The 19,901-nt window shown below is 62.8% G+C and carries 16 protein-coding genes; 6 read left to right on the forward strand and 10 right to left on the reverse strand.

The genetic code is table 11. The annotated features are described in order from the left end of the window. Window position 1: 1 nt before the first annotated feature. The 4 genes from SLQ33_RS07280 (at window position 2) to SLQ33_RS07295 (ending at window position 5,212) form a co-directional block, all read left to right on the forward strand. Entirely contained in the window at window positions 2-2,383 is a 2,382-nt protein-coding gene (locus tag SLQ33_RS07280) for an acetyl-CoA acetyltransferase (protein WP_413467592.1), read from the forward strand. After that, window positions 2,368-4,485: an acyl-CoA dehydrogenase family protein gene (locus SLQ33_RS07285; protein ID WP_319453125.1), complete on the forward strand. Its 2,118-nt coding sequence runs from the start codon at window positions 2,368-2,370 to the stop codon at window positions 4,483-4,485. Before SLQ33_RS07280 ends, SLQ33_RS07285 begins: the two co-directional genes overlap by 16 nt. 243 nt (window positions 4,486-4,728) lie before the next feature. After that, complete coding sequence (locus SLQ33_RS07290) at window positions 4,729-5,010, forward strand: hypothetical protein (RefSeq protein ID WP_319453126.1); 282 nt, start codon at window positions 4,729-4,731, stop codon at window positions 5,008-5,010. Next, window positions 4,991-5,212: an IS3 family transposase gene (locus SLQ33_RS07295; RefSeq protein WP_319453127.1), complete on the forward strand. Its 222-nt coding sequence runs from the start codon at window positions 4,991-4,993 to the stop codon at window positions 5,210-5,212. The genes SLQ33_RS07290 and SLQ33_RS07295 overlap by 20 nt, the downstream gene beginning before the upstream one ends. 477 nt (window positions 5,213-5,689) lie before the next feature. Here SLQ33_RS07295 and SLQ33_RS07300 read toward each other — a convergent pair whose 3' ends face one another. The 6 genes from SLQ33_RS07300 to SLQ33_RS07325 all read right to left on the reverse strand — a co-directional run bounded on the left by SLQ33_RS07300 (window position 5,690) and on the right by SLQ33_RS07325 (window position 13,034). Then, window positions 5,690-6,541 carry a mycofactocin-coupled SDR family oxidoreductase gene (locus SLQ33_RS07300; protein WP_319453128.1) on the reverse strand — a complete coding sequence of 284 codons (852 nt, stop codon included), beginning with the start codon at window positions 6,539-6,541 and terminating at the stop codon, window positions 5,690-5,692. Window positions 6,542-6,561: 20 nt separating this feature from the next. Continuing rightward, window positions 6,562-8,220, reverse strand: coding sequence for a pyruvate, phosphate dikinase (locus SLQ33_RS07305; RefSeq protein ID WP_319453129.1), 1,659 nt, complete (start codon window positions 8,218-8,220; stop codon window positions 6,562-6,564). Further along, window positions 8,217-9,878 carry an AMP-binding protein gene (locus tag SLQ33_RS07310; protein ID WP_319453130.1) on the reverse strand — a complete coding sequence of 554 codons (1,662 nt, stop codon included), beginning with the start codon at window positions 9,876-9,878 and terminating at the stop codon, window positions 8,217-8,219. Before SLQ33_RS07310 ends, SLQ33_RS07305 begins: the two co-directional genes overlap by 4 nt. Before the next feature lie 40 nt (window positions 9,879-9,918). Further along, window positions 9,919-10,731: an SDR family oxidoreductase gene (locus SLQ33_RS07315; protein ID WP_319453131.1), complete on the reverse strand. Its 813-nt coding sequence runs from the start codon at window positions 10,729-10,731 to the stop codon at window positions 9,919-9,921. Window positions 10,732-10,866: 135 nt separating this feature from the next. Beyond that, entirely contained in the window at window positions 10,867-11,874 is a 1,008-nt protein-coding gene (locus SLQ33_RS07320) for an acyl-CoA dehydrogenase family protein (protein ID WP_319453132.1), read from the reverse strand. A gap of 8 nt (window positions 11,875-11,882) precedes the next feature. Further along, window positions 11,883-13,034: an acyl-CoA dehydrogenase family protein gene (locus SLQ33_RS07325; protein ID WP_319453133.1), complete on the reverse strand. Its 1,152-nt coding sequence runs from the start codon at window positions 13,032-13,034 to the stop codon at window positions 11,883-11,885. A 207-nt stretch (window positions 13,035-13,241) separates the two neighbouring features. Between SLQ33_RS07325 and SLQ33_RS07330 the strand changes: the two genes are divergently transcribed. Continuing rightward, a complete protein-coding gene (locus tag SLQ33_RS07330) occupies window positions 13,242-14,021 on the forward strand; it encodes a FadR/GntR family transcriptional regulator (protein ID WP_319453134.1) in 780 nt (259 codons plus the stop codon). Between the two features lie 194 nt (window positions 14,022-14,215). On the opposite strand, the gene SLQ33_RS07335 is transcribed toward SLQ33_RS07330, so the two are convergent. Then, entirely contained in the window at window positions 14,216-14,821 is a 606-nt protein-coding gene (locus SLQ33_RS07335; RefSeq protein ID WP_319453135.1) for a MarR family transcriptional regulator, read from the reverse strand. 165 nt (window positions 14,822-14,986) lie between these two features. Then, entirely contained in the window at window positions 14,987-16,477 is a 1,491-nt protein-coding gene (locus tag SLQ33_RS07340) for an aldehyde dehydrogenase family protein (RefSeq protein ID WP_319453136.1), read from the reverse strand. A gap of 533 nt (window positions 16,478-17,010) precedes the next feature. On the opposite strand from SLQ33_RS07340, the gene SLQ33_RS07345 reads away from it, so the two are divergent. Then, window positions 17,011-17,619 carry a histidine phosphatase family protein gene (locus SLQ33_RS07345; protein WP_319453280.1) on the forward strand — a complete coding sequence of 203 codons (609 nt, stop codon included), beginning with the start codon at window positions 17,011-17,013 and terminating at the stop codon, window positions 17,617-17,619. 200 nt (window positions 17,620-17,819) lie between these two features. Here SLQ33_RS07345 and SLQ33_RS07350 read toward each other — a convergent pair whose 3' ends face one another. Further along, complete coding sequence (locus tag SLQ33_RS07350; RefSeq protein WP_319453137.1) at window positions 17,820-18,575, reverse strand: SDR family oxidoreductase; 756 nt, start codon at window positions 18,573-18,575, stop codon at window positions 17,820-17,822. Then, a complete protein-coding gene (locus SLQ33_RS07355) occupies window positions 18,575-19,837 on the reverse strand; it encodes a cytochrome P450 (RefSeq protein WP_319453138.1) in 1,263 nt (420 codons plus the stop codon). The genes SLQ33_RS07350 and SLQ33_RS07355 overlap by 1 nt, the downstream gene beginning before the upstream one ends. Between the last annotated feature and the right edge of the window lie 64 nt (window positions 19,838-19,901).

Below are 19,901 nucleotides of genomic sequence, written 5' to 3' on the forward strand. Positions count from 1 at the left end.
CGTGTCGCACCTCTCGGAACTGGACCCTCACACACCGGTTATTGTCGGCGTCGGCCAGTTCGCTGAACGCATCGATAGCCCTGGCTACCGCGGCTACTCGCCGATCGAGCTCGCGGTTTTGGCGGCCCGCGCAGCGATCGAGGACACCGGTGCCCTTGCCAATGAGGTAGCAGCCTTAGTCGACACAATCGCTGCGACTCGGCAGTTCGAAGACTCCGGGCCCGGTGTCGGCGCCCCCCTAGGAAAATCGACGCGGTATCCGCTATCGGTCGCGCGCAGACTGGGATTGACGCCACGACGGGCGGTGCTCGAGGTGGCGGGCGGCCAGTCACCTCAGCACTTGGTGACGGAGTTCAGCCGCGAAATCGCCTCAGGGAGCGCCGAGGCGGTGTTGCTGGTCGGCGCGGAGGCGATCTCCACCATCCGTGATCTCGCCAAGGCAGACGTAAAGCCCGACTTCTCCGACGATCCGACCGATCCCGAAGGAACATTCGCGGACCGAGGCTTCGGACTCAAGGGCCTGGTGTCACACGAGCAGATGTCGCACGGGCTCACGAATACGCCGGCGCAGTACGCGCTGCTCGAGAACGCACGCCGTGCCGCGCTCGGCGTGAATAGAAACGCCTATGCTGTGTCGATGGGTGAGCTCTTCGCACCCTTCACTCGCGTGGCGGCAGCCAATCCCTTCTCGGCCAGCAAAGAACACCGATCCGCACGCGAACTCATCGAGGCGTCCGACCGCAACCGGATGATCGCCGACCCCTACACACGATTCCTCGTCGCCCGTGATCACGTCAATCAGGCTGCCGCCGTATTGATCACCTCGCTGTCGACCGCGCACCGGCTCGGCATTGACCCCGCCAAGTACGTCTTCCTCCACGGTCAGGCCGATCTTCAAGAACGCACCATCATGGAGCGTGCCGATCTGGGTGTCGCACCCTCGGCAGCAATGGCAGTCGCACACGCCCTCGAGGTAGCGCAGGTCAAGCTCGACGACATCACGTTCTTCGACCTCTACTCGTGCTTCCCGATCGCAGTGTCCAACATCGCCGACCAGATCGGCCTTTCGCCAACTGATCCGCGCGGCCTGACCCTTACCGGCGGCCTGCCATTCTTCGGCGGCGCAGGCAACAACTACTCGATGCATGCGATCGCCGAAGCTGCCGGTCGCGTTCGCAGCGCGCCGGGAACCTTCGCCTTGGTTTCGGCCAACGGGGGAATGCTGTCGAAAACGTCGGCCGGGGTGTACGGCACCGCGCCCTGCGCGTTGCGTGAGGATGACTCGGCAAGGCTTCAACGCCAGATCGACGAGTGGGCGAAGCCTGCGCATGACCCACGCCCCCACGGATGGGCCACGATCGAGACGTTCACCATCCACCGAGGCCGCGACGGGGACACCGGCATAGTCATCGGTCGACTGGAAGCAAGCGACGCAAGGTTTCTCGCGTTGGCCGCCGAGAAGGACACCGAGCTGATGGCGCTACTTGAGACGGCCGATCAACCCGTAGGCGCGCGCGTCTTCGTCACACCAACCGGTCCGGGCAACCGAGTCACTCTCACCGACGTCTCGGCGAAACAGTTGTACGCCAGACCCGTTCACCTTCGCGACGACTACCAGCATGCGCGCGTCGAGAGAGATGGGCGCGTTCTCATCGTCACCATCAACCGCCCCGAGGTACGAAACGCCTTGCACCCTCCGGCCAACGATGAACTCGGCCATATCTTCGACTATTACTTCGCCGATCCTGAACTCTGGGTAGCGATCATCACCGGCGCCGGCGACAAGGCCTTCTCGGCGGGCAACGACCTGGCTTACTCGGTGAGCGGAAAGCCACTGTATGTTCCGCTGAATGGATTCGGAGGACTGACCCACCGCCGCGGGATGAACAAGCCGGTTATTGCCGCGGTCAATGGATCCGCCATGGGCGGCGGATTCGAGATCGTGCTGGCATGCCATCTGGTCGTCGCAGACACGACCGCCACGTTCGCGCTCAGCGAGGTGAAAGTCGGCCTGATCGCCGCCGCAGGCGGCTTGGTGCGGCTCCCGCGCAGGGTGCCCCCAGTGGTTGCCAACGAGATGATCCTCACCGGCTGGCGCATCGGCGCACTCGAGGCGCATCGGCTCGGCGTGGTCAACCGCGTGGTGCCACCGGGTACGGCACTCGAGGCCGCCCGTGAACTCGCCGCAGAAATCGCGGACGTCTCGCCCACCTCCGTACGCCTGTCGCTGCAGGCAATGTCGGCGACACAGCGTGTCGCCGATCCGGTCGATGCCATCGATGCACAGACACCCATCGTCGACGAATTGATAACGAGCGCCGACTCGATCGAAGGAATGACCGCCTTCGCGATGAAACGCAAGCCGGAATGGAGGAATCGGTGAGTTCGGCCGAAATCCGCGAGTTTGCAGCCGCGGTCGACCAGGCGATCGCCAAGAATTGGGGCGGCCCCGTCGATGCGCCCAGGGCGTCAGTGGCGGAGTTGTGGACGGCAGGCGCCACACTGGGGTGGTTCGAACTGGCCCGCGCCGCTGCATTCCCGTTCGCCGTGGCCGCGGCCTCGCGACTCGGCCGCGCGGCATGTCCCCTATCGATTGTCGATGCGTACGCCGCCGACGAGTTGCTGACCATCGACGACATCGCGGCGGGGGTCATGAGGGTCGCCGTGGTCGCCGATGAAAGGACGGCAGGGACCGATCGGCCCATCATCGACGCCGGGCAGGCTGCCACCCACATACTTGTGGTGCCACCATCAGGCGGTACCGCACGGCTGGTCGAAGTCAACGACGCAGAACCCTTACCTGGCTTGGCGATCCCGAGTTGGACGGCAATCGAACTCGGTCAGACAGTCGCAGAAGTGCGCATTACCCTTGCGCAGGCAACGAGGGCGCTCACCCAAGTCCGCCTCGGCAAGGCCGCCAGCGCGATAGGCGCAGCCCAGTTCGCCCACGAACTGGCGATCGACCACGCGAAGTCACGCAAGCAATTCGGCAAATTGATAGGCAGCTTCGGCGCAGTCCAGCAGCGTACGGCCCAATGTCAGATCGAATTGCGTTCCGCCCAGCTTCTGCTCGACGATGCAGTGTCTGCCCAGCTCGACTCATCAGAAGCCGCGGCGTTGGCTGCAGAATTCGCGATCGCTCACATCACCGCCGTGGCACCACGCGTGCAGCTCGGCGCGCACCACACACTGGCCGCGATCGGCTACTTCGAAGAGCATCCCGCTCCTTGGCTGTTTCGCCGCGTCCATGCCGACGTCACGATGCTAATGACGGTGACGGCCGCGCACGGATCGGTCGGCGACGTACTGGCCGAATCCGAGGCCAGCCTACCCACTACTGACTTGGGCCCAACGGCCGACGCGTTTCGTACAGAGTATCGGCAATTCATCGCCGACCGCGGTGCCGCGGATAAGGCGCTCAGGCCGGCCGCGCTCGATGAACCCACGGTCACCGCCATGGCGCAACGTGGATGGTTCGGCTTCGGGTGGCCTCCCGAATATGGCGGCCGCTCAGCCACACTCGCCGAACAAGTGGTCCTCAACGAGGAGACCATCTATCTGCGTGTCGCTGCAGGCAAGCCCCTCGGCGCCGTATCTCTCATCGGCGCACCGATCCTGCGGCACGGGACGGAGGACCAAAAGCGGCGATTCCTTCCGATCATCGCCGCCGGCCAAATGAACTTCTGCCTCGGCTACTCCGAACCTGAGGCCGGATCCGATCTTGCTTCGCTGCGCACCTCGGCCGTCCGTGACGGAGACAGCTGGACCATCAACGGACAGAAGCTCTGGACTACCGGTGCCCACCAATCCGAATGGGTGTGGCTGGCTGCACGCACGAACCCTGGTGCGGAGCCCCGTCATGCAGGCATCACCGTGTTTCTGTTCCCACTGGACACCCCCGGTGTAACCATCCAAGAGCACACCGCTCTCTCCGGCGACGTTTCGTGCTCGGTTTTCTATGACGATGTACGGGTACCGGATTCAGCTCGCGTGGGCGAGGTCGACGGCGGCTGGAAGGTCGTCGTCGAAGCTCTCGCTGGTGAGAGGATGAGCATGGGCAACATCGCCGCCGCAATGCACCGTCAACTCGACGACATCTTGAACATCGTTCGTACCGATGTGATGACCTACGTTGGTGGCCGCGGGTCAGCCAAGCGAAAGTTGTTAGGCGACCTGGCGGTGGCCGTGCAAGCAAACCGCGCCCTGGTCGCTGCCGCGGTAAAGGCGAGCGGCGGCGACCTCGGCGCCATGTTCGACGCAGCTATGGCAGGGGTGATGGCCGGCGACCTGGCCGAGGAGTTCGGCGAAGCCACGCTGGAACTGTTCGGACCGTCTGCTGCGCTCGGCTTCGGAAGTCCCGAGGCGGCTCCTGGGGGCGGAGCGTTCGAATATGGCCTGCGACAATCAATCATGTTCGTTGTGGGCGGCGGAACAAACGACGTTCAGCGGGGGCTCATCTCGCGGGGTCTCGGACTGCCCAGATAGCCGGCGAGCCGGGCGTCACAGGCCGCGGCCCCCGATGTCTGCGACGGCCCATCGGCGAAAGCACTCGTTCTGCACCTCTTCTCGGGAGGATGTCCTCCCAGAGGTAGGCCCGAGTCTGGCACCGCCGGGGTGCACCAACGTAAGTTGCGCCACCCAAGGTGCGCCACTGGCGAGTCCCCGATATGGAGTCCATCCAATCTGTACCCGTGTTATTGGTCCACGGTCACGCGAGTTGAGGGCAGAGTGATCATCGACACCGGCGTTGTTGAGGGCACCGCAAGCGTGGAGGCCGACGAGCTGGCGGCGGCTCACAAGCGCATCGCGCAGCTCGAGGCCGGGCTGGTCCTGACCCGCGATGCGCGCGAGCTGTTCGACGAGCAGGCGGTGGTGCCCCCAAAACGCCGACGCGCGATCACTGAAGGGCTTATCGCGCGAGGACATTCGGCCCGGTCCGCCTGTCGCATAACGGGATTAGCACGTTCATTGTTGCAGTACCACCGGCACCGTGGGCGACTGCTTCGATAACGCCGCCATGGAGTCGTTCTGGGCGCGGATGCAAGTCGAACAGCTCAACACACGCAAGTGGGCTACGACCATCGAATTGGCCGCCGCCATGGCCGATTACATCGACAACTTCTACAACATCGAACGCCGCCACAGCTACCTCGGTAACATCAGCCCCACAGAGTTCGAAACGCTCTGGACGTCCACCGATCAGATCCCTTAACTCGCATAACCACGGCTCGAAACGGCGGGCCAGGTCAGATGGACTCATTCAGCAGGAACTCGCCACCACCTCTTGCGTCGCGGGCGCGTCGGTTCACCGCCGATATGGCGGATTGGCACGGCGTGCCTTTTAAACCAGACGGGTTCGTGGGGCGGACCTGCACCCGCGAATGGGTAGCTGTACGGTGTTGTCCGGCCAGCGAAACAGGCGCGCCCAACGCAGGCCGCGCCCGCCCCTCCGATGACCATTTCGACACGGGTGGACTCGGCGCATCGACGACATCAACGATGCGACCAACGACATGCGCAACGATCAAATGTGCACGGCGGCATGGACTTCAGGCGCGCAGGGGCCAGCATATGAACGAGGGCACGGCGGTCGTGACCGGCGAGGTATCGCCGAGAGAGTTCGGTGGGGGTGCCCCTGCACAAGCTCGAGGCACAGGGCCCTACGATCGATGCCCCCGGACCCTACGCCTCATACGCCTCGCTGAATCGTCGCTCCTGCATCGACCTTGAGCTGTAGCCCGGTGACATAACGCGACTCGTCCGAAGCGAGATAGACCACCGCATACGAAATGTCATAAGGCTCAACCCATGCGATCGGCATCGCCTGCATCGATCGGAAGCCGGCTTCAGCCTCCTCGACCGTGGGATTGGTCAGATCGGGGCGAAAAGTCTTGTACATCAGTTCGCTCTGCAACATGTCGGTGTTGCAGTTGGTCGGGTGAACGGCGTTTACCCGTATTGACTTCGGAGCCAGCTTCGCTGCCAGCGTCGTGCTGTACTCGACGATGACGCGCTTAGCCAGGTTGTAACCTGCTCCGCCCAGGCCCTGGGGTCCCGACCCCGACGATGAACTTGACAGCAGACCGGCGACCGAGCCCGTGATGATCACCGAGGCGCCCTCGGACAGGTACGGCAGCGCTGCGTGCACGGTATTGAGGACGCCAATGAGGTCGACGTCGACGGCATCGACGAAGGCTTGTGGCGAGGTGTGCTCGCCAAGCGGGCAAATGCCCGCATTCGCGACGACGATGTCGAGTCCCCCCAGTTCGGCGACGCCTTGCTCGAGTGCATCGGCCAATGCGTTGCGATCGCGGACATCTGCCTGGATAGCCACGATGCGCTTGCCCGTCTTCTCGACCAGGCGCGTCGTCTCGTCGAGATCCTCTGGGCGCGCGAGGGGGTATTCGTTGGTGGCGATGTCCTCGCAGATGTCGACCGCGATGATATCTGCGCCTTGTTCTGCCAAGTGGACCGCGTGACTACGGCCCTGACCGCGGGCCGCACCTGTGATGAACGCGACCTTGCCTTCGACTCGTCCCATATTGTGTCTCCTTCTGTGGTTTAGCTCGTGGTGTCTGTGTCGCGCAAGCACAGCGCGGTCAGCATGGTGATCAGCGGGTGCGGCGAGACAACATCGGTGAGTCGGGCCGTCAGCGCCGCCCGCACCCCGTCCGCGGAACCGTCGGGGAGCATCGGGTACTCCCCGACGCTGTATGCCCGCAGAGGACTGTGTTCGCGAGCCAACTCGGTCAGCCGAAGCAGATCCGGGGAATCGCGCTCGGACCACGCGGTAAGCTCAAGGAGTCCTTCACGGATCTCTCCCTCGGTGCCGTCGACGGTAATTTCTCTGCCGGCCAGCACGTCGGCCGTCCCCATCCCGCAGCCCACGACAGTGGGTCGGTGTAACTCGCGAGATACCACCGCGGCATGGCTTGTCGCCCCGCCGATCTCGGTCACGATGCCTCGGGCGGCCATCATCCCGTGAATGTCGTCCGGGCTCGTTGAGCTGCGCACCAGGATGACGTCTTGGCCCGACTCGGCGGCGTCGATCGCCTCATCGACATCGGTGTAGGCGATTCCCGACACCACCCCGGGGCAGGCAGGCAGCCCGGTAGCCAACAGCGTTGCAGCCAGTCGTGTTTCGGGCTGTAGCGATGGTTGCAGCAGCGTCTCGACATGGTCCGAGCTGACCCTGCGAAGCACTTCGGCGTCATCGATGATGCCTTGGTCACGCATTTCCAGTGCCAAGCGCACCGCAGCCTGGGCGGACCTCTTGGCTACTCGGGTCTGCAGCAGCCACAGTTTTCCCTGCTCCACGGTGAACTCGATGTCCTGAACATCTGTTGCCAGACGCTCGAGAATCGCGGCTGCGGACATCAGCTCGTCGTAGGTCATCGGTTGCTCGGCGCGCAATGCGGCCACCGGTTCCACGTCGAACGTCCCGGAGACGACGTCTTCTCCTTGCCCGCAGGCGAGCCACTCACCGAACGGCTCGCTGGCCCCCGTCATGGGATTCCGGGAAAACAACACACCGGTCCCGGATCTCGTGTCCATGTTGCCAAAGACCATCGCCTGCACCACGACCGCGGTGCCACCGATCTCTTTGAATCCGTGATGCTTGCGATAGGCCGCTGCGCGTGGGGAGTGCCATGACGAGAACACCGCACCGACTGCGCCCCCGAGCTGTGCGAAAGGGTCGTCGGGAACAGCGCCGGCCGAACTGCCCAGTACGATACGTCGATACATCTTGCAGAAGCGCTGCCGGGTGTCCTGCGCGAACTCGGGGCTGTGCAGCTCCGACAGCGCTGATTCGACGGCGTCGTCGATGCCGAGGTCGAGCACCGTGTCGAGCATGCCGGGCATGGATTGCGCGGCACCGCTGCGCACGCTGACCAACAGCGGTCGCGGGCCGGCTCCGAATGTCCGTGCTGTCTCGGCCTCTAGCCAACGCATCTTCTCGCGTACTTCGCCACGGATCGCCGCCGTGGTGGCGGCAGGATCTTGAAAATACTGTGCGCACACCTCGGTCGTAATGCAGAAGGCGGGCGGCACCGGCAGGCCTTCACGGCGCATGGCATTGATGCCGTAGCCCTTGTTGCCCAATAGATCGCGCGGCAGAACCGCCGAGCCGTCGAGTAATACAACAGGCGGATGCCTGAATGCGATTGAACCAGTCAATTCAGTCGACTCCTTCCCGTCGATCACGAGGGGTTCGGTCATCGCTTCACCACCTCGATATCAGAGTCGTTGATATCCCAGGTGTCGGCAGTAACCCCATCGGAGCGAAGGTGATTCTTCAATACTTTGCCGGTGGCGTTGCGCGGCAATTCGGTGCGGAATTCGATGTAGCGGGGAACGGCGAAGTAGGGCAGCTTGTCCAGGCTCCATTGGCACAGCTCTGCCTCGGTCAAGGTGACATCGTCGCGGCGCACCGCGGTGACTTTGACGTCGTCTTCGGCCAGCTCCGACGGCACGGCGTGCACGGCGACGTCGGCGATCGCGGGATGGGCGCGAAACGTCCGTTCGAGCTCGAAACTCGAGATGTTCTCCCCGCCCCGGCGCAAGTAGTCCTTCTTTCGGTCCACGAACCAGAACCAGCCGTCAGCGTCGAACCGGCCGATGTCGCCGGTATGAAACCAGAGGTTGCGCAGCACGGCTGTGGTTGCCTCCGGTCGGCGCCAATAGCCTTCGAACATGACATGCGGCTTGCGTGGGCGCACGATGATCTCGCCGGGCTCCCCGTCAGGCAACTCGACGTCATTGTCGTCGACGATGCGGACGTCGAAGTCATCGTTGCGTTCTCCAGAGGCACCGAGCGGCGCCGTCTTGCCCTGTGTATTACTGGTAATGAAGCTCGCCTCGGTAAGGCCGAACACCGAATTACCCGCGCTGCGGACCCCGAATCGGCGCTGCCAGGTGGTTATCAGTTCCGCGGTCCAGGGTGCACCACCGACGTGGTCGATCTGGCCGAAGCACTCCGCCATCTCAGGTGTGTCGGGCATATTTGCGATCAACGTGATCATGATGCCCAGGATCGACACCTGCTGAGCGCGGGATCGCTTGATCTGCGGCCAGAACTGTGACAGTGAAAACCGGGCCGCGATTGACACGGTGGTTTGGTTGACCGCGCTCGCCAGTACCGATGTGCCCGCGGCGTTGAGGTGAAACAGGGGGAGGGGGGTCCACAACGTGAAGTGCGGATTGCGCATCGCCGCAGTGTTTTTCGCAAGATTGCAGACGTAGTTGTGGCTGACCATGCACCCCTTCGATGGGCCTGTGGTGCCCGACGTGTAGATGAGCATGGCCAGATCGCCTGGAGCCACATCAACCGGGACGTCCTGTTCGACATCACCAGTGAGCGTGTCCAACGCCCGCACTGAGATTTCGTCCGAATGCGGTGCGTCTCCGCGTACGACCAGAGTCCTGACATCGGGCAGCTCGCCGAGGATGTCCAAAACGCGCTGGGCGTAATCGGATTCAGCCAGGACCACCGACGCCGCAGCGTCGCCAATCTGGTGGCGCAGATATTCGCCCTTCAGCGCGGTGTTGACCGGCACCCAGATCGCTCCGAGAAAGTTCGCCGCGAACCATGTCACGATGGAGTCGATGTTGTTGTCGAATATGCATACCACGGTGTCGCCATATCCGACGCCGAGTCCCCGCAGCCCAGCAGCACGGCGCAGCGACGACTCCCACACCTGTGCGTAGGTGTGGACTTCGCCGGCGAAGTCCACGAAGACAGTGTCCGGTGACTGCTCGACGGCACGCGCCAGCACAGCGGTGACCGAGTCGGTGGGCGCTGCTGACCAGACCGGCGGCAATCCGGAACTCTCCTCCACACCAATCGGGGTGTCCGACGATGACGAACCGATCGTCACGAATACGTCCTTTCATCAATGTGCAAGCGATGCATCTCGGTCATGGGATTTGTTCTTCGATGGGTACGAACTGGGGCATCGTCAATCCACGCCGCAGCCAGTTTGCGCCGTCGAGAACCAAGGTGTGTCCCGTCAGATACGCCGCGTAGTTCGAACACAGATAGGTTGCAGCCCAGCCTAATTCGTGCGGGCTTCCCACTCTGCCCGCCGGGATGCGCTTGCCGTCTGCGTCCGGGTCCTGCCTGGCGCGCAGTACTGGCGGGAGGTCGTCGTGCGGGAACAGGCCCGGTGCCAGGCAGTTGACGCGTATGCCGTGCGGGGCCCACTCGACGGCAAGTGACTGCGTCAGATTGGTCACGCCCGCTTTCGCCGCAGCCGAATGCGCTGTCCCTGGCCCGCCGGTCCAGGAGTACGTAGCGCCGATGTTGAGAACAGCACCTGTTGCACGGCGCGCGATGGCCCGACGCGCGAATTCGGTACTACATAGGAACGTGCCGTTCAGGACGATGTCCACCACGCTGCGCCACGCGTTGGCCGACATTTTCGCGGCCTGCGCAGGGAAGTTACCCGCCGCATTGTTGATCAGCACGTCGACCGGACCCAGCGTTTGGTCGATATGATCGAACACCGCATCGATGGCATCCTGGTCGCGCACGTCGAGCTCAACGCCAATGGCCTTGGCGCCCAACGTTTCGAGTGCTTGGAGCCCACGCTGCCGGTGTTCGGGTTGACGGCTGGCGACAACGACCGCCGCACCAAGGCGAGCGAACTCTACGGCCATGGCCTTGCCCAGACCAGTACCCCCACCAGTGACGAGGACGACTTTGCCGCTGTAGGTGCCGGCAGGAAGCATCGGCGTACCCTCCGGAGGCGCTGACAATAGCGGCATGTCAGGCTCGGTACCGGGTAGATTCGCCCTGCGAATTCGGCTGCTCGAACAACACGACGCCGACACCCTCGACGATCTCCGACCTCAAACCGGCCGCGGTCATGCTTCCTCGTCATCGTCGGCGGGTGGCAACCCGCCGAGGAGTGCCGCTGCGCAGCTGAACTCCTCGGTGAGACAAAGAGCGTGTGTGCGTTTGACGAAGCGATGAGCGCTGTCCTCGACGGTGAATCCCATCGCGCCGTGAATCTGGATGTTGCTGCGGCTGTTGGTCAACGCGGCTCGGCGACAAAGCGCGGCGGCCGCCAACGTGTGGTAATTCGATCCCACCTCATTGGCACCTTCGGCCAACGCAGCGAAGTAGGTGATGTTGTCAGCGGCAAGCGCATTGGTGGCCATATCGGCACACTTGTGCTTGACAGCCTGGAATGCGCCGATCGGCTTGCCGAATTGAACCCGATTCTTGGCATAATTCGTCGCGAGCTCACTTGTCATCCCGGCGATCCCGGCCAGCTGAGCTGATGCCAGGATTGACAGGACGCGCCGGATCCGACTCACCGTCGCCGGGTCGTCGGCCTTTAGGCACGGGTCGCCGAGTTCGCTGTATGTGGTGTGACTGACAAATGTTTCATCCTCGAGACCCGGCGTCGATGCGAGATGCTGGGGGGTGCGGTAGAGCGCGACGAAATTCTCTTCGGTGAACAAAGTGAGTGTCGAGCCATCCGTGTCCAGCAGCAATATCCCACCGTTATCGGATCCCGGCAGTCCAACACCTCTGGCGACGCGGGTGTGACCATTGATCAACTCCCTAGCCAACGCGCTGTCGCCCGTCCACGCCGCCAATCGGGCCGCGGCCAGGGTCGTCAGGATCGGCCCACCTACAACACCGCGCCCAATCTCCCGGAAGACGAACACCTCGTCGAGGAGACTCGCGCCGGCCCCGCCCGCCTCCTCGCCGACTGCCAGACCCAACCAGCCGAGCTCACTGATCTCTTTCCAGAGAACGTCATCAAAGTATGCGGGCGAGTCGCTCAGGGGAAAGCGCGACTCGACGTATTGGCGCGTCGCCGCTACTAGCGCGGCCTGATCGCTGTCCGGAAAGAAATCCACGCCGGCTCCTAGCGGTTCTTCGGCAGACCGAGGACGCGCTCCCCGATGATGTCGCGCTGAACTTCCGATGTGCCGCCACCCACAGTGGCTGCATAGGAGTACAGGTACTCGCCGATATCGACGGCGAAACGTCCCTTGCGGTCGAGGCCATGCGCTCCAATGACATCCATCCGTGCCTGGTGGATGCGCTGGGCGAGGTCTGCATAAAACACCTTGATCATTGACCCCTCCGGTCCGGGGACGTCCGTGCGGGCGGCGGAGGAGACAGTGGCATAGGTCATCGCGCGCATCGCCACAACGTCGGCCCTCAGATCGCCGAGTCTGCCTCGAAGCTCGGTGTCGGTGAGCAGGCCGAGCTGCGCCGCGTCTTCGATGACACTCTCAAGGGCGACGGAAAGTTCCGTCTGCAACTTCATGAAACCAGTCCCCCGTTCAAAGCCCAGGGTCGACATTGCCACGGCCCATCCGTCGCCGATGTCACCGACAACGTTGGTAAGGGGAATCCGAACGTCGTCGTAGAACACTTCGCAAAACTCTGCGAGGCCATCCATCGAGACGATCGGCCGCGCGACGATCCCTGGACTGCGCATGTCACAGATGACCCAAGTTAGACCATGATGACGCTCGGAGTGGGGATCGGTACGTACCAGCAACTCCTGGAAGTCGGCCATGTGCGCAAAGCTGGTCCAGATCTTCTGTCCATTGACGACCAGATCGTCGCCGTCGATGCGTGCGCGCGTGGAAATCGCTGCCAGATCGGATCCCGCGTCCGGTTCGGAGAATCCTTGGCACCACACCTCCTCACCGGCGAGGATCTTAGGCAGGTACCGCTTCTTTTGAGCTTCGCTTCCGCGTGCGATCAGGGTCGGTCCGCCGTGATTGACCCCAACAAAGGCGCATCCGATCGCGGGCCCGCCGGTCTTGGCATACTCCTCGAACCAGATCAGCTGTTGGGTCAGGGGCAGGCCCCGGCCGCCATACTCCACTGGCCAGGCGATGCCGCCGTATCCACTATCGAATTGGCAACGCTGCCAGGCCATGTCCCACGCCCGTGCACCGCCGGCGTCGTGCGGCCGTTCGGTTATCGGGATGTTGGCGCGCAACCAGCCTCGAACGTCACGTCGGAAGGCACGGTCTTCCTTGGTGAAGGACAGATCCACTGTTCCCTCCTGGTGATTGAGCTGGGCGTTGCAGTAGTTTATATAGATAAACTACTGCAACACAAGTGACGGCCGAGCCCTCGGGGCAACCGCCTGTGGCCCTCGCACCAAAACGGTGCGGGGGGTGCTGTTTATCTAGATAATCTACTTCGATGAGCGCTACCATCTGCTCGACAGCTTTCGGCGAGGCGATGTTCCGGAGGAACGGTGACCAGAAGCAATTTCACCCCGCCCGGATCGCAACGACGGGTGCGGCCGCTCAAGATGTCAGATCAGGTGGCGGCCCACATCCGCCGCATGATCGCGCACGGCGAACTCGTCGAGGGCGACTATCTGCCGACCGAGGCCGAATTGATACAGCGCTTCGGCGTCTCGCGGCCGACGTTACGAGAGGCGTTCAGGCTACTTGAAGGCGCTTCGCTGGTCAATATCAGGAGAGGGCCGCCCGGAGGTGCCCGTGTGACCGTGCCGGGCCCAGATGCCGCAGCCAATCTCTTCGGCATGGTGCTGATGCTGGCAGGTACAACCATCGGAGACGTCTGGGAAGCCCGGCTCACCGTCGAGCCAGCCGCGGTACGCCGACTTGCCGAATCGGCTACGGAGGTCGAAATAGCAGCGCTCGATGCCGAACTCGCAACTGTGCACGCCGCCGCAGCGCTAGATCCGCTGTCGTTCTACCGGGCCGGTGTCAAGTTTCATGTGAAGCTGGTCGAGCTGTCGGGTAACCGGACGTTGAGCGCGGTGATCGCGATGCTCTCCGAGATCATCGAACGCGAACTTGGCGCGGCCCGCGACAAAATTGCACTGGACAGGAAAGAACTGGCCCGTGCCAATCGTCAGGCGGTGCGTGGGTACGAGAGGGTGGCGGACATCATCCGTGCGGGAGACGGCCCTGGCGCAGAACAAGGTTGGTACGAGTTGATGCACGACGTCCGACGATACGTAGGCAAGACGCAGTACTCTGATCAGGTGCTCGATGTACTTTAGAACCCCGGCCGGGGGCTCAGCCGTAGACTGCAGGTGTGGCGGCGAAATGGTGGTTCTGATTGCGGCGCAACAGCGTTGCATGATCAGATCGCGCGCCAACAACAGGCTGATCTGGTGCGGCACTACTGACCCAAAAGGGCGATGTGTTCAGGTCAACCTCGCAGCAGTGCCCAACACCGACCTCGGCCCCAATGTCACTGTGCGTGCCCTGCGCGCGCTTCCTCCTGCCGGGTAAGACCGGCGGCGAGGATGAGCTCTTCGTGCAGCTCAAACCACACCGTGTGGTAGGAATCGATGATGGGACGCGTGAGCCACGCTGTGTCACCAGAGTTCACCTTGTTCAGCGCGGCACGCAATTTTGCTGAGTACGGCTCGAGGCGACGAAGTTCGCCCGCAACGGTCGCGATGATCGGCTCGACTCGCGCGTGCACATCGCCAAGCCGATCCAACACGGCGCGGTCGTATTGGTCGTCGTCATGCGTGTTGGGCGCCCCGTCCCTGACCTGCCAATCGGATACCAGTGCCTTGAAGTCGGCGTTGACAGTGCGGAACTCGTCATAGGCTGCATAGATCGCCGGCTTATTCACGTAAGCGCGCTCTTCGTCCAGTAACTGGTCGAGTCGCGCCCGGCCCTCCGGCGACAGTCGGATGGTCTTGGCTTCGATGACAAAGCCTGACGCGGCCGCCGCGGCGAGGGCGTCGGCGACGGCGGCGGCGTCCTCCTGTGCAGACTCGGCGACGTCATCGGACTTGATGCGGCCCTTGAGACGGACTGTCTGCAGCACCTTCAGTTCGATCATTACCAGTCCTTTCAATCCGCAACGAGAAGGCATTGAAGACCATCGCTGCTGATGCCGATCCCCGACCCATGGAGTCTCAAACAGAGGCTAGTTTAGCTAAAGAATTAGCGCACCGCCCAGTGATCCGGCGCCTGCACAGTTTTCCGTCGAGGGTGGTGTCTGCGGTCAACCGGCATGAAATTGAATCGCTTTGGTTTCGGTGAAATCGTCGAGAACGTCTGCGCCGAGTTCGCGCCCCACTCCTGAGCGTTTGTACCCGCCGAACGGCGCCCAGGGGTTCATGCCGCCCGTGCCGCCGTTGATACTGACGTTGCCGGTGTTGCAGCGCTGGGCCATCGCGAATGCGGTTCCGGGATCTCGTGACCAAATTGATCCGGACAGTCCGTATACGGAATCGTTGGCAATACGGACGGCCTGGTCGTCATCGTCGAATGAGATCACGACACCGACAGGACCGAAAACTTCCTCCTGCGCCACTGTCATGTCGCTGCGCACGTCGGCAAGTAGAGTCGGTTCGTAGTAGTAACCGCGGTCCAGCTCTTGCGGACGGCGACCGCCATGAACCAACCGAGCCCCTTGGTCGAGTGCGCCCGCGACGTACGTCTCAACGCGGGTGCGCGCGCTGTCGCGTATCAGTGGTCCTACCATCGTGGTGTCGAGCGTGGGGTCGCCAATGTTGAGCTGGCGCAAGATTGCAGTCACACGGTCGATGTAGTCCTCGCACAGCGAGCGGTGAACAAGGTGACGCGTCCACAGGGCGCAACCCTGGCCGCTGAACAGGGTGAGTTCGGCTGCACCCCTTGGTGCCACGAGATCGAGGTCGGCATCCGCACGCACGATCATCGCCGACTTGCCACCGAGTTCCAGCGTCACATGTTTGAGCGTCGTCGATGCCTGCGCCATCACGCTGGCTCCGACCGCGTCCGAACCGGTGAAGGTCACCATGTCGACCCTGGGATCGCTGGTGAGAACATGCCCGACCGCTGCTCCGCCGGTGACGACATTGAGCACACCCGGCGGGAGGTCGGCCTCCTGCGCCGCTGCGCCGAGCAGGAGCGCCTCAAGGGGGGTGTATTCGGAAGGCTTGAGGACCACCGTGCAGCCCGCAGCCAAAGCCGGCCCCACCTTGAGGAGATTCACAAAGAACGGCGCGTTGTAGGGCGTGACAGCGCTGACGACGCCTCGCGGTGAGCGTTGCACGACGCTAGCGCCGAGAACAGTCCCGCCATGACGACTCGGAAAGTGTGTCACCGGCAACGGGCGAAGATGTTCGAATCTTGCGCAGCGCTCGATGAAGAAGTCCAAAAGTCGCATGGGGATGTCAAACTGGCTCACCCTCGCCACCGACACCGGTATCCCTACCTCGGCCACCACGAGTCCGACAACGTCGTCAGCCCACTTGCTCAGCACATCGCGCAGGCGGGTCAAGGCGTCAGCACGCTGACGCGAGGTCAGCCGGGGCCATGGCCCGTCGTCGAAAGCGGCCCGAGCAGCCGCAATTGCGGCTTCGGCGTCCATCACGGCGCCGTAGGGCGCCGCAACGAAGTGCGCTTCGGTGGCCGGATTGACCACCGGCGCTTCGGTGTCCGTAGGTCGCCAATCCCCGTCGATGAACAATCCGGCGTAACTGCTTCTCGCCGGCAGACTGTCAGACATGCGGCTCATTCCACTCTGGTCATGCTGCCGGTAGCTCCGTCAGCGTCAACAGCGCGCTCGATGCGCGCAACGGACTACTTCCGCTCGAAGTCGTAACGACGCGGGCTGTCTCTTTCGCGCGCACGATCGCCGCTGACAGATCCGGCAGTATCCGTCGTCACTGCCAAATTTAGGTCACCGCACGGCGCAAAGTCAATGGGATGCGAATGTAGTTCATCTATATTCAGATTTCCGAGTTGCTAGGAGTGCCTGATCGAAGCGCACGACCCGACTAGTGGTGCACGCGGTGATTGTCGGTCGACTGAGAATCTAGATAGTATGAAGGTATGTCAGCGCATCAAGGCCGCAGGGCCCCGTACAGTTCTGCTCATCGGTGACCGCGCGGGAACAACGATGCCCAGGCCGCGTGTGCCGCGAGAGCGCAGCAGGGACATGGGCGTGCACGCAAGCGCGCCAATGTGTTGGCTGCCGTGGCGGCTGCGGCGTGTCGTTCGGGCGGCGATGACCGTGAACACCGAAAGGAGGTGGCATCGATGCATCTTCTCCTAATCCGCCATGCACTTCCGTTGGCAAGCGCGGATCCCCACGGTGCAGATCCGTCACTTTCTGAGGCCGGCGTGCAGATGGCGTGCCGACTGCCAGCAGCGCTGCGACGACATCGGATCACGCGTTTGGTCAGCAGCCCTCAGGCCCGTGCGCGACAAACGGCGCACCCCATAGGTGCAGAGCTGAATCTGACGGTCGAAGTCGACGAGCGGCTTGCCGAGTACGACTACGGCCTCACCGGATATGTCCCCATGGAGAAGATCCGCGCTCAAGACCCTGCGCAATGGGCTCGGCTAGTGGCTGGCGAGTTGCCCGACAGTGTGGACGTCGAGGCCTTCGAGGCGCGAGTTCTTGCCGCCGCAGACGAGCTGACATCACAGGCAAGCAGCCGCGAAACAACGGCGGTCGTCTGCCACGGGGGTGTCATCAACGTTGTGTTGCGCCGTGCGGTCCGAAGCGAGAAGCTGTTTCCCTTCGTGATCGATTACGCATCGGTTAGCCACCTCGGGTTCTCATCGCGACCGGAACCTGTAGTGCTGGGCATCAACAACACCGAGCACGTGTGGGACCTGCTTCCCCGCATAGCCGATCGATGATCGAACTCAGAGCGGCTTGGCAGGCCTTGCGGATCATCCGACGAATCTGCGCGTCGGCGTTGACCGATTCAGTCTGATCGTCGGCTGGGCGAGGTGTGTGTTCGAGCTTGATATCGCACCGGGATCTGGTGGTGCCGTGGCACAACCAGCGCTATCCGCACGAGTCAGACGCCTGATTCGCGCGGCAGACTGCCCAGCTTCTAGGGGTCGGTCTGACCGACCGGTCGCACGACGATCCGGCCGAGACAAACGTTGGCGGGCAAAGAGACTGTGAAGGCGACCACCTCAGCGATGTCATCAGGCGCCAACGGCATGTAAGCCCTGCCCATCGAGCCGCGCACTGTTCCGGGTTCGGTAATGACGTGCTCGCTGACTTCGGTATCGACGCGGCCTGGTTCTACCAAGGTGACCCGGATCCCAGTCGGGGCTAACTCTTGACGCAGACCCTCTGCCGCACGCTGCACTCCAGCTTTGGTGGCTGCATAAACGGCGGTGAAGCCAGAAGGCCGGTCGGCGATGGTCGAGCCGATGATCACGACGTCCCCCGACCCCGAGAAATGAGTTAGACCGGCGTGTACACAGGACAACACGCCGGTGAGGTTGACGTCGACGAATTGCTTCCAGTTGTGAGGATCGCCGCCAGTGAGGCTACCCACGAGCGCGCCGCCGGCGTTGGTGACGATTAGATCGAGGCCACCGAATCGGTCGGCAGCGTGTGCGGCCGCGTTCTGCACTGCATCGATATCGGCGACGTCGCACGAAAGGCCCAGATGTTGGTCGCCGAGCTGATCGACGAGTGCGTCAAGCCGCTCTCGACGCCTGCCGACCAAGGCGACACGCGCTCCTTCGGCGGCCAACCGTATCGCGATGGACCGCCCCATTCCGCTTGTAGCACCTGTCACCAGAGCGCGACGCCCCGCTAGTCGCTGGGCACACGCGCTTGAGGTTTGCGACATCAGCCGAACCGCACGGGTACGCAGTTCGGCGACCGCAATCCGATTCCCTGAATTACTGGTTCTCGGCCAGCGGTTGAATCAAGACGCAGGCCGGGAAGCCGGTCGAGCAGCGCGGAGATCGCCGTTGTCATCTCGAGCCGTGCCAGGTGGGTACCCAGGCAGGTGTGCGGACCCCACGCGAATGCCATATGCGGCAAACGTTTCCGATGAATATCGAACTCATGCGGATTCGTCCAGCGCCTCGGGTCGCGATTGGCGATCCCGATACCCATCTCGACGATCGTGCCCTCGGCGACCGCGAGGTCGCCGACCATGGTGTCTCGGACTGCGAGCCTGCTAATGGAGGACAGCGGTGGTTCGATACGCAGCCCCTCCTCAATCGCTGCAGCAAGCAGTTCGCGATTGTTGCGTACTTCTTCAAGCTGCTCTGGGTGGCGTAACAAGTACACCAACAGATTTCCGGTGGACCGATATGTAGTCTCGCCTCCAGCGTTGAGCAACATACGGCTGAAGGAAATGATCTCTATGTCCTCGAGGCGTCGGCCTTCAAGTTCGGCGGTCACCAGGAGGCTGATCAGGTCGTCCCCGGGGTCAGCTCTGCGCTTGGCGACGATCGGTGTGAGGTAGTCCTCGAGGTGCTTGGAGGCGCGCATCGCCCGGGGCAGATCGTGGAACGCCATGATGGTCTCGGCCGACCAATGGTGGAACTGAGCAACGTCCTCCGCGGGCAGGCCCATCATCTCGGTGATGACGAACGCCGGAAAATAGAGCGTGAATTCGGCGGCGAGATCCGCGTGGCCGCGGTCAACGAAGCGATCGATCAAACCGTCGACGATGGGCGCCACAACGTTGTCGTTCCATCGCTGTATTGCCTTGCGGGTAAACGCTTGAGCAATCAGTCCGCGGTGCAGCCGATGCTCTTCCCCATCCATGCCGATCACGGTGTGTCCCCACACCGGCCCGATGGTGTCGTCCTGGATCTTCGAAGTAAGGTCGCGATTCGAAAAGCCCTCGGCCACCTCGTCATATCCCAAGAGGCAGGCCCAGGACGTATTTTGCGTGAAGCGGTCGACAGTCCGAAAGTCTTCGAGTCCGACGAGTGACTGCTGCGTGCAGGGATGTGCCGGTGCCCGACCTAGCGCTTCGGACAGTGGTCCGTACCAGTCCACCACGCGCGCTCGGGGCGACTCGGTCATGATCAGGTCGGCATAGCCACCGTTGTCGGTCGTACGCACGAACTTGCGCAGTTCATCAGCTCTCATTCGGTCACGCTTCCTGCGGCTTCGCTAAATTTTTCGACAGGGATGTCGATTTGATCACCAGGAC

The sequence above is a fragment of the Mycobacterium sp. RTGN6 genome (assembly GCF_033804605.1).
Classification (GTDB): Bacteria; Actinomycetota; Actinomycetes; order Mycobacteriales; family Mycobacteriaceae; genus Mycobacterium.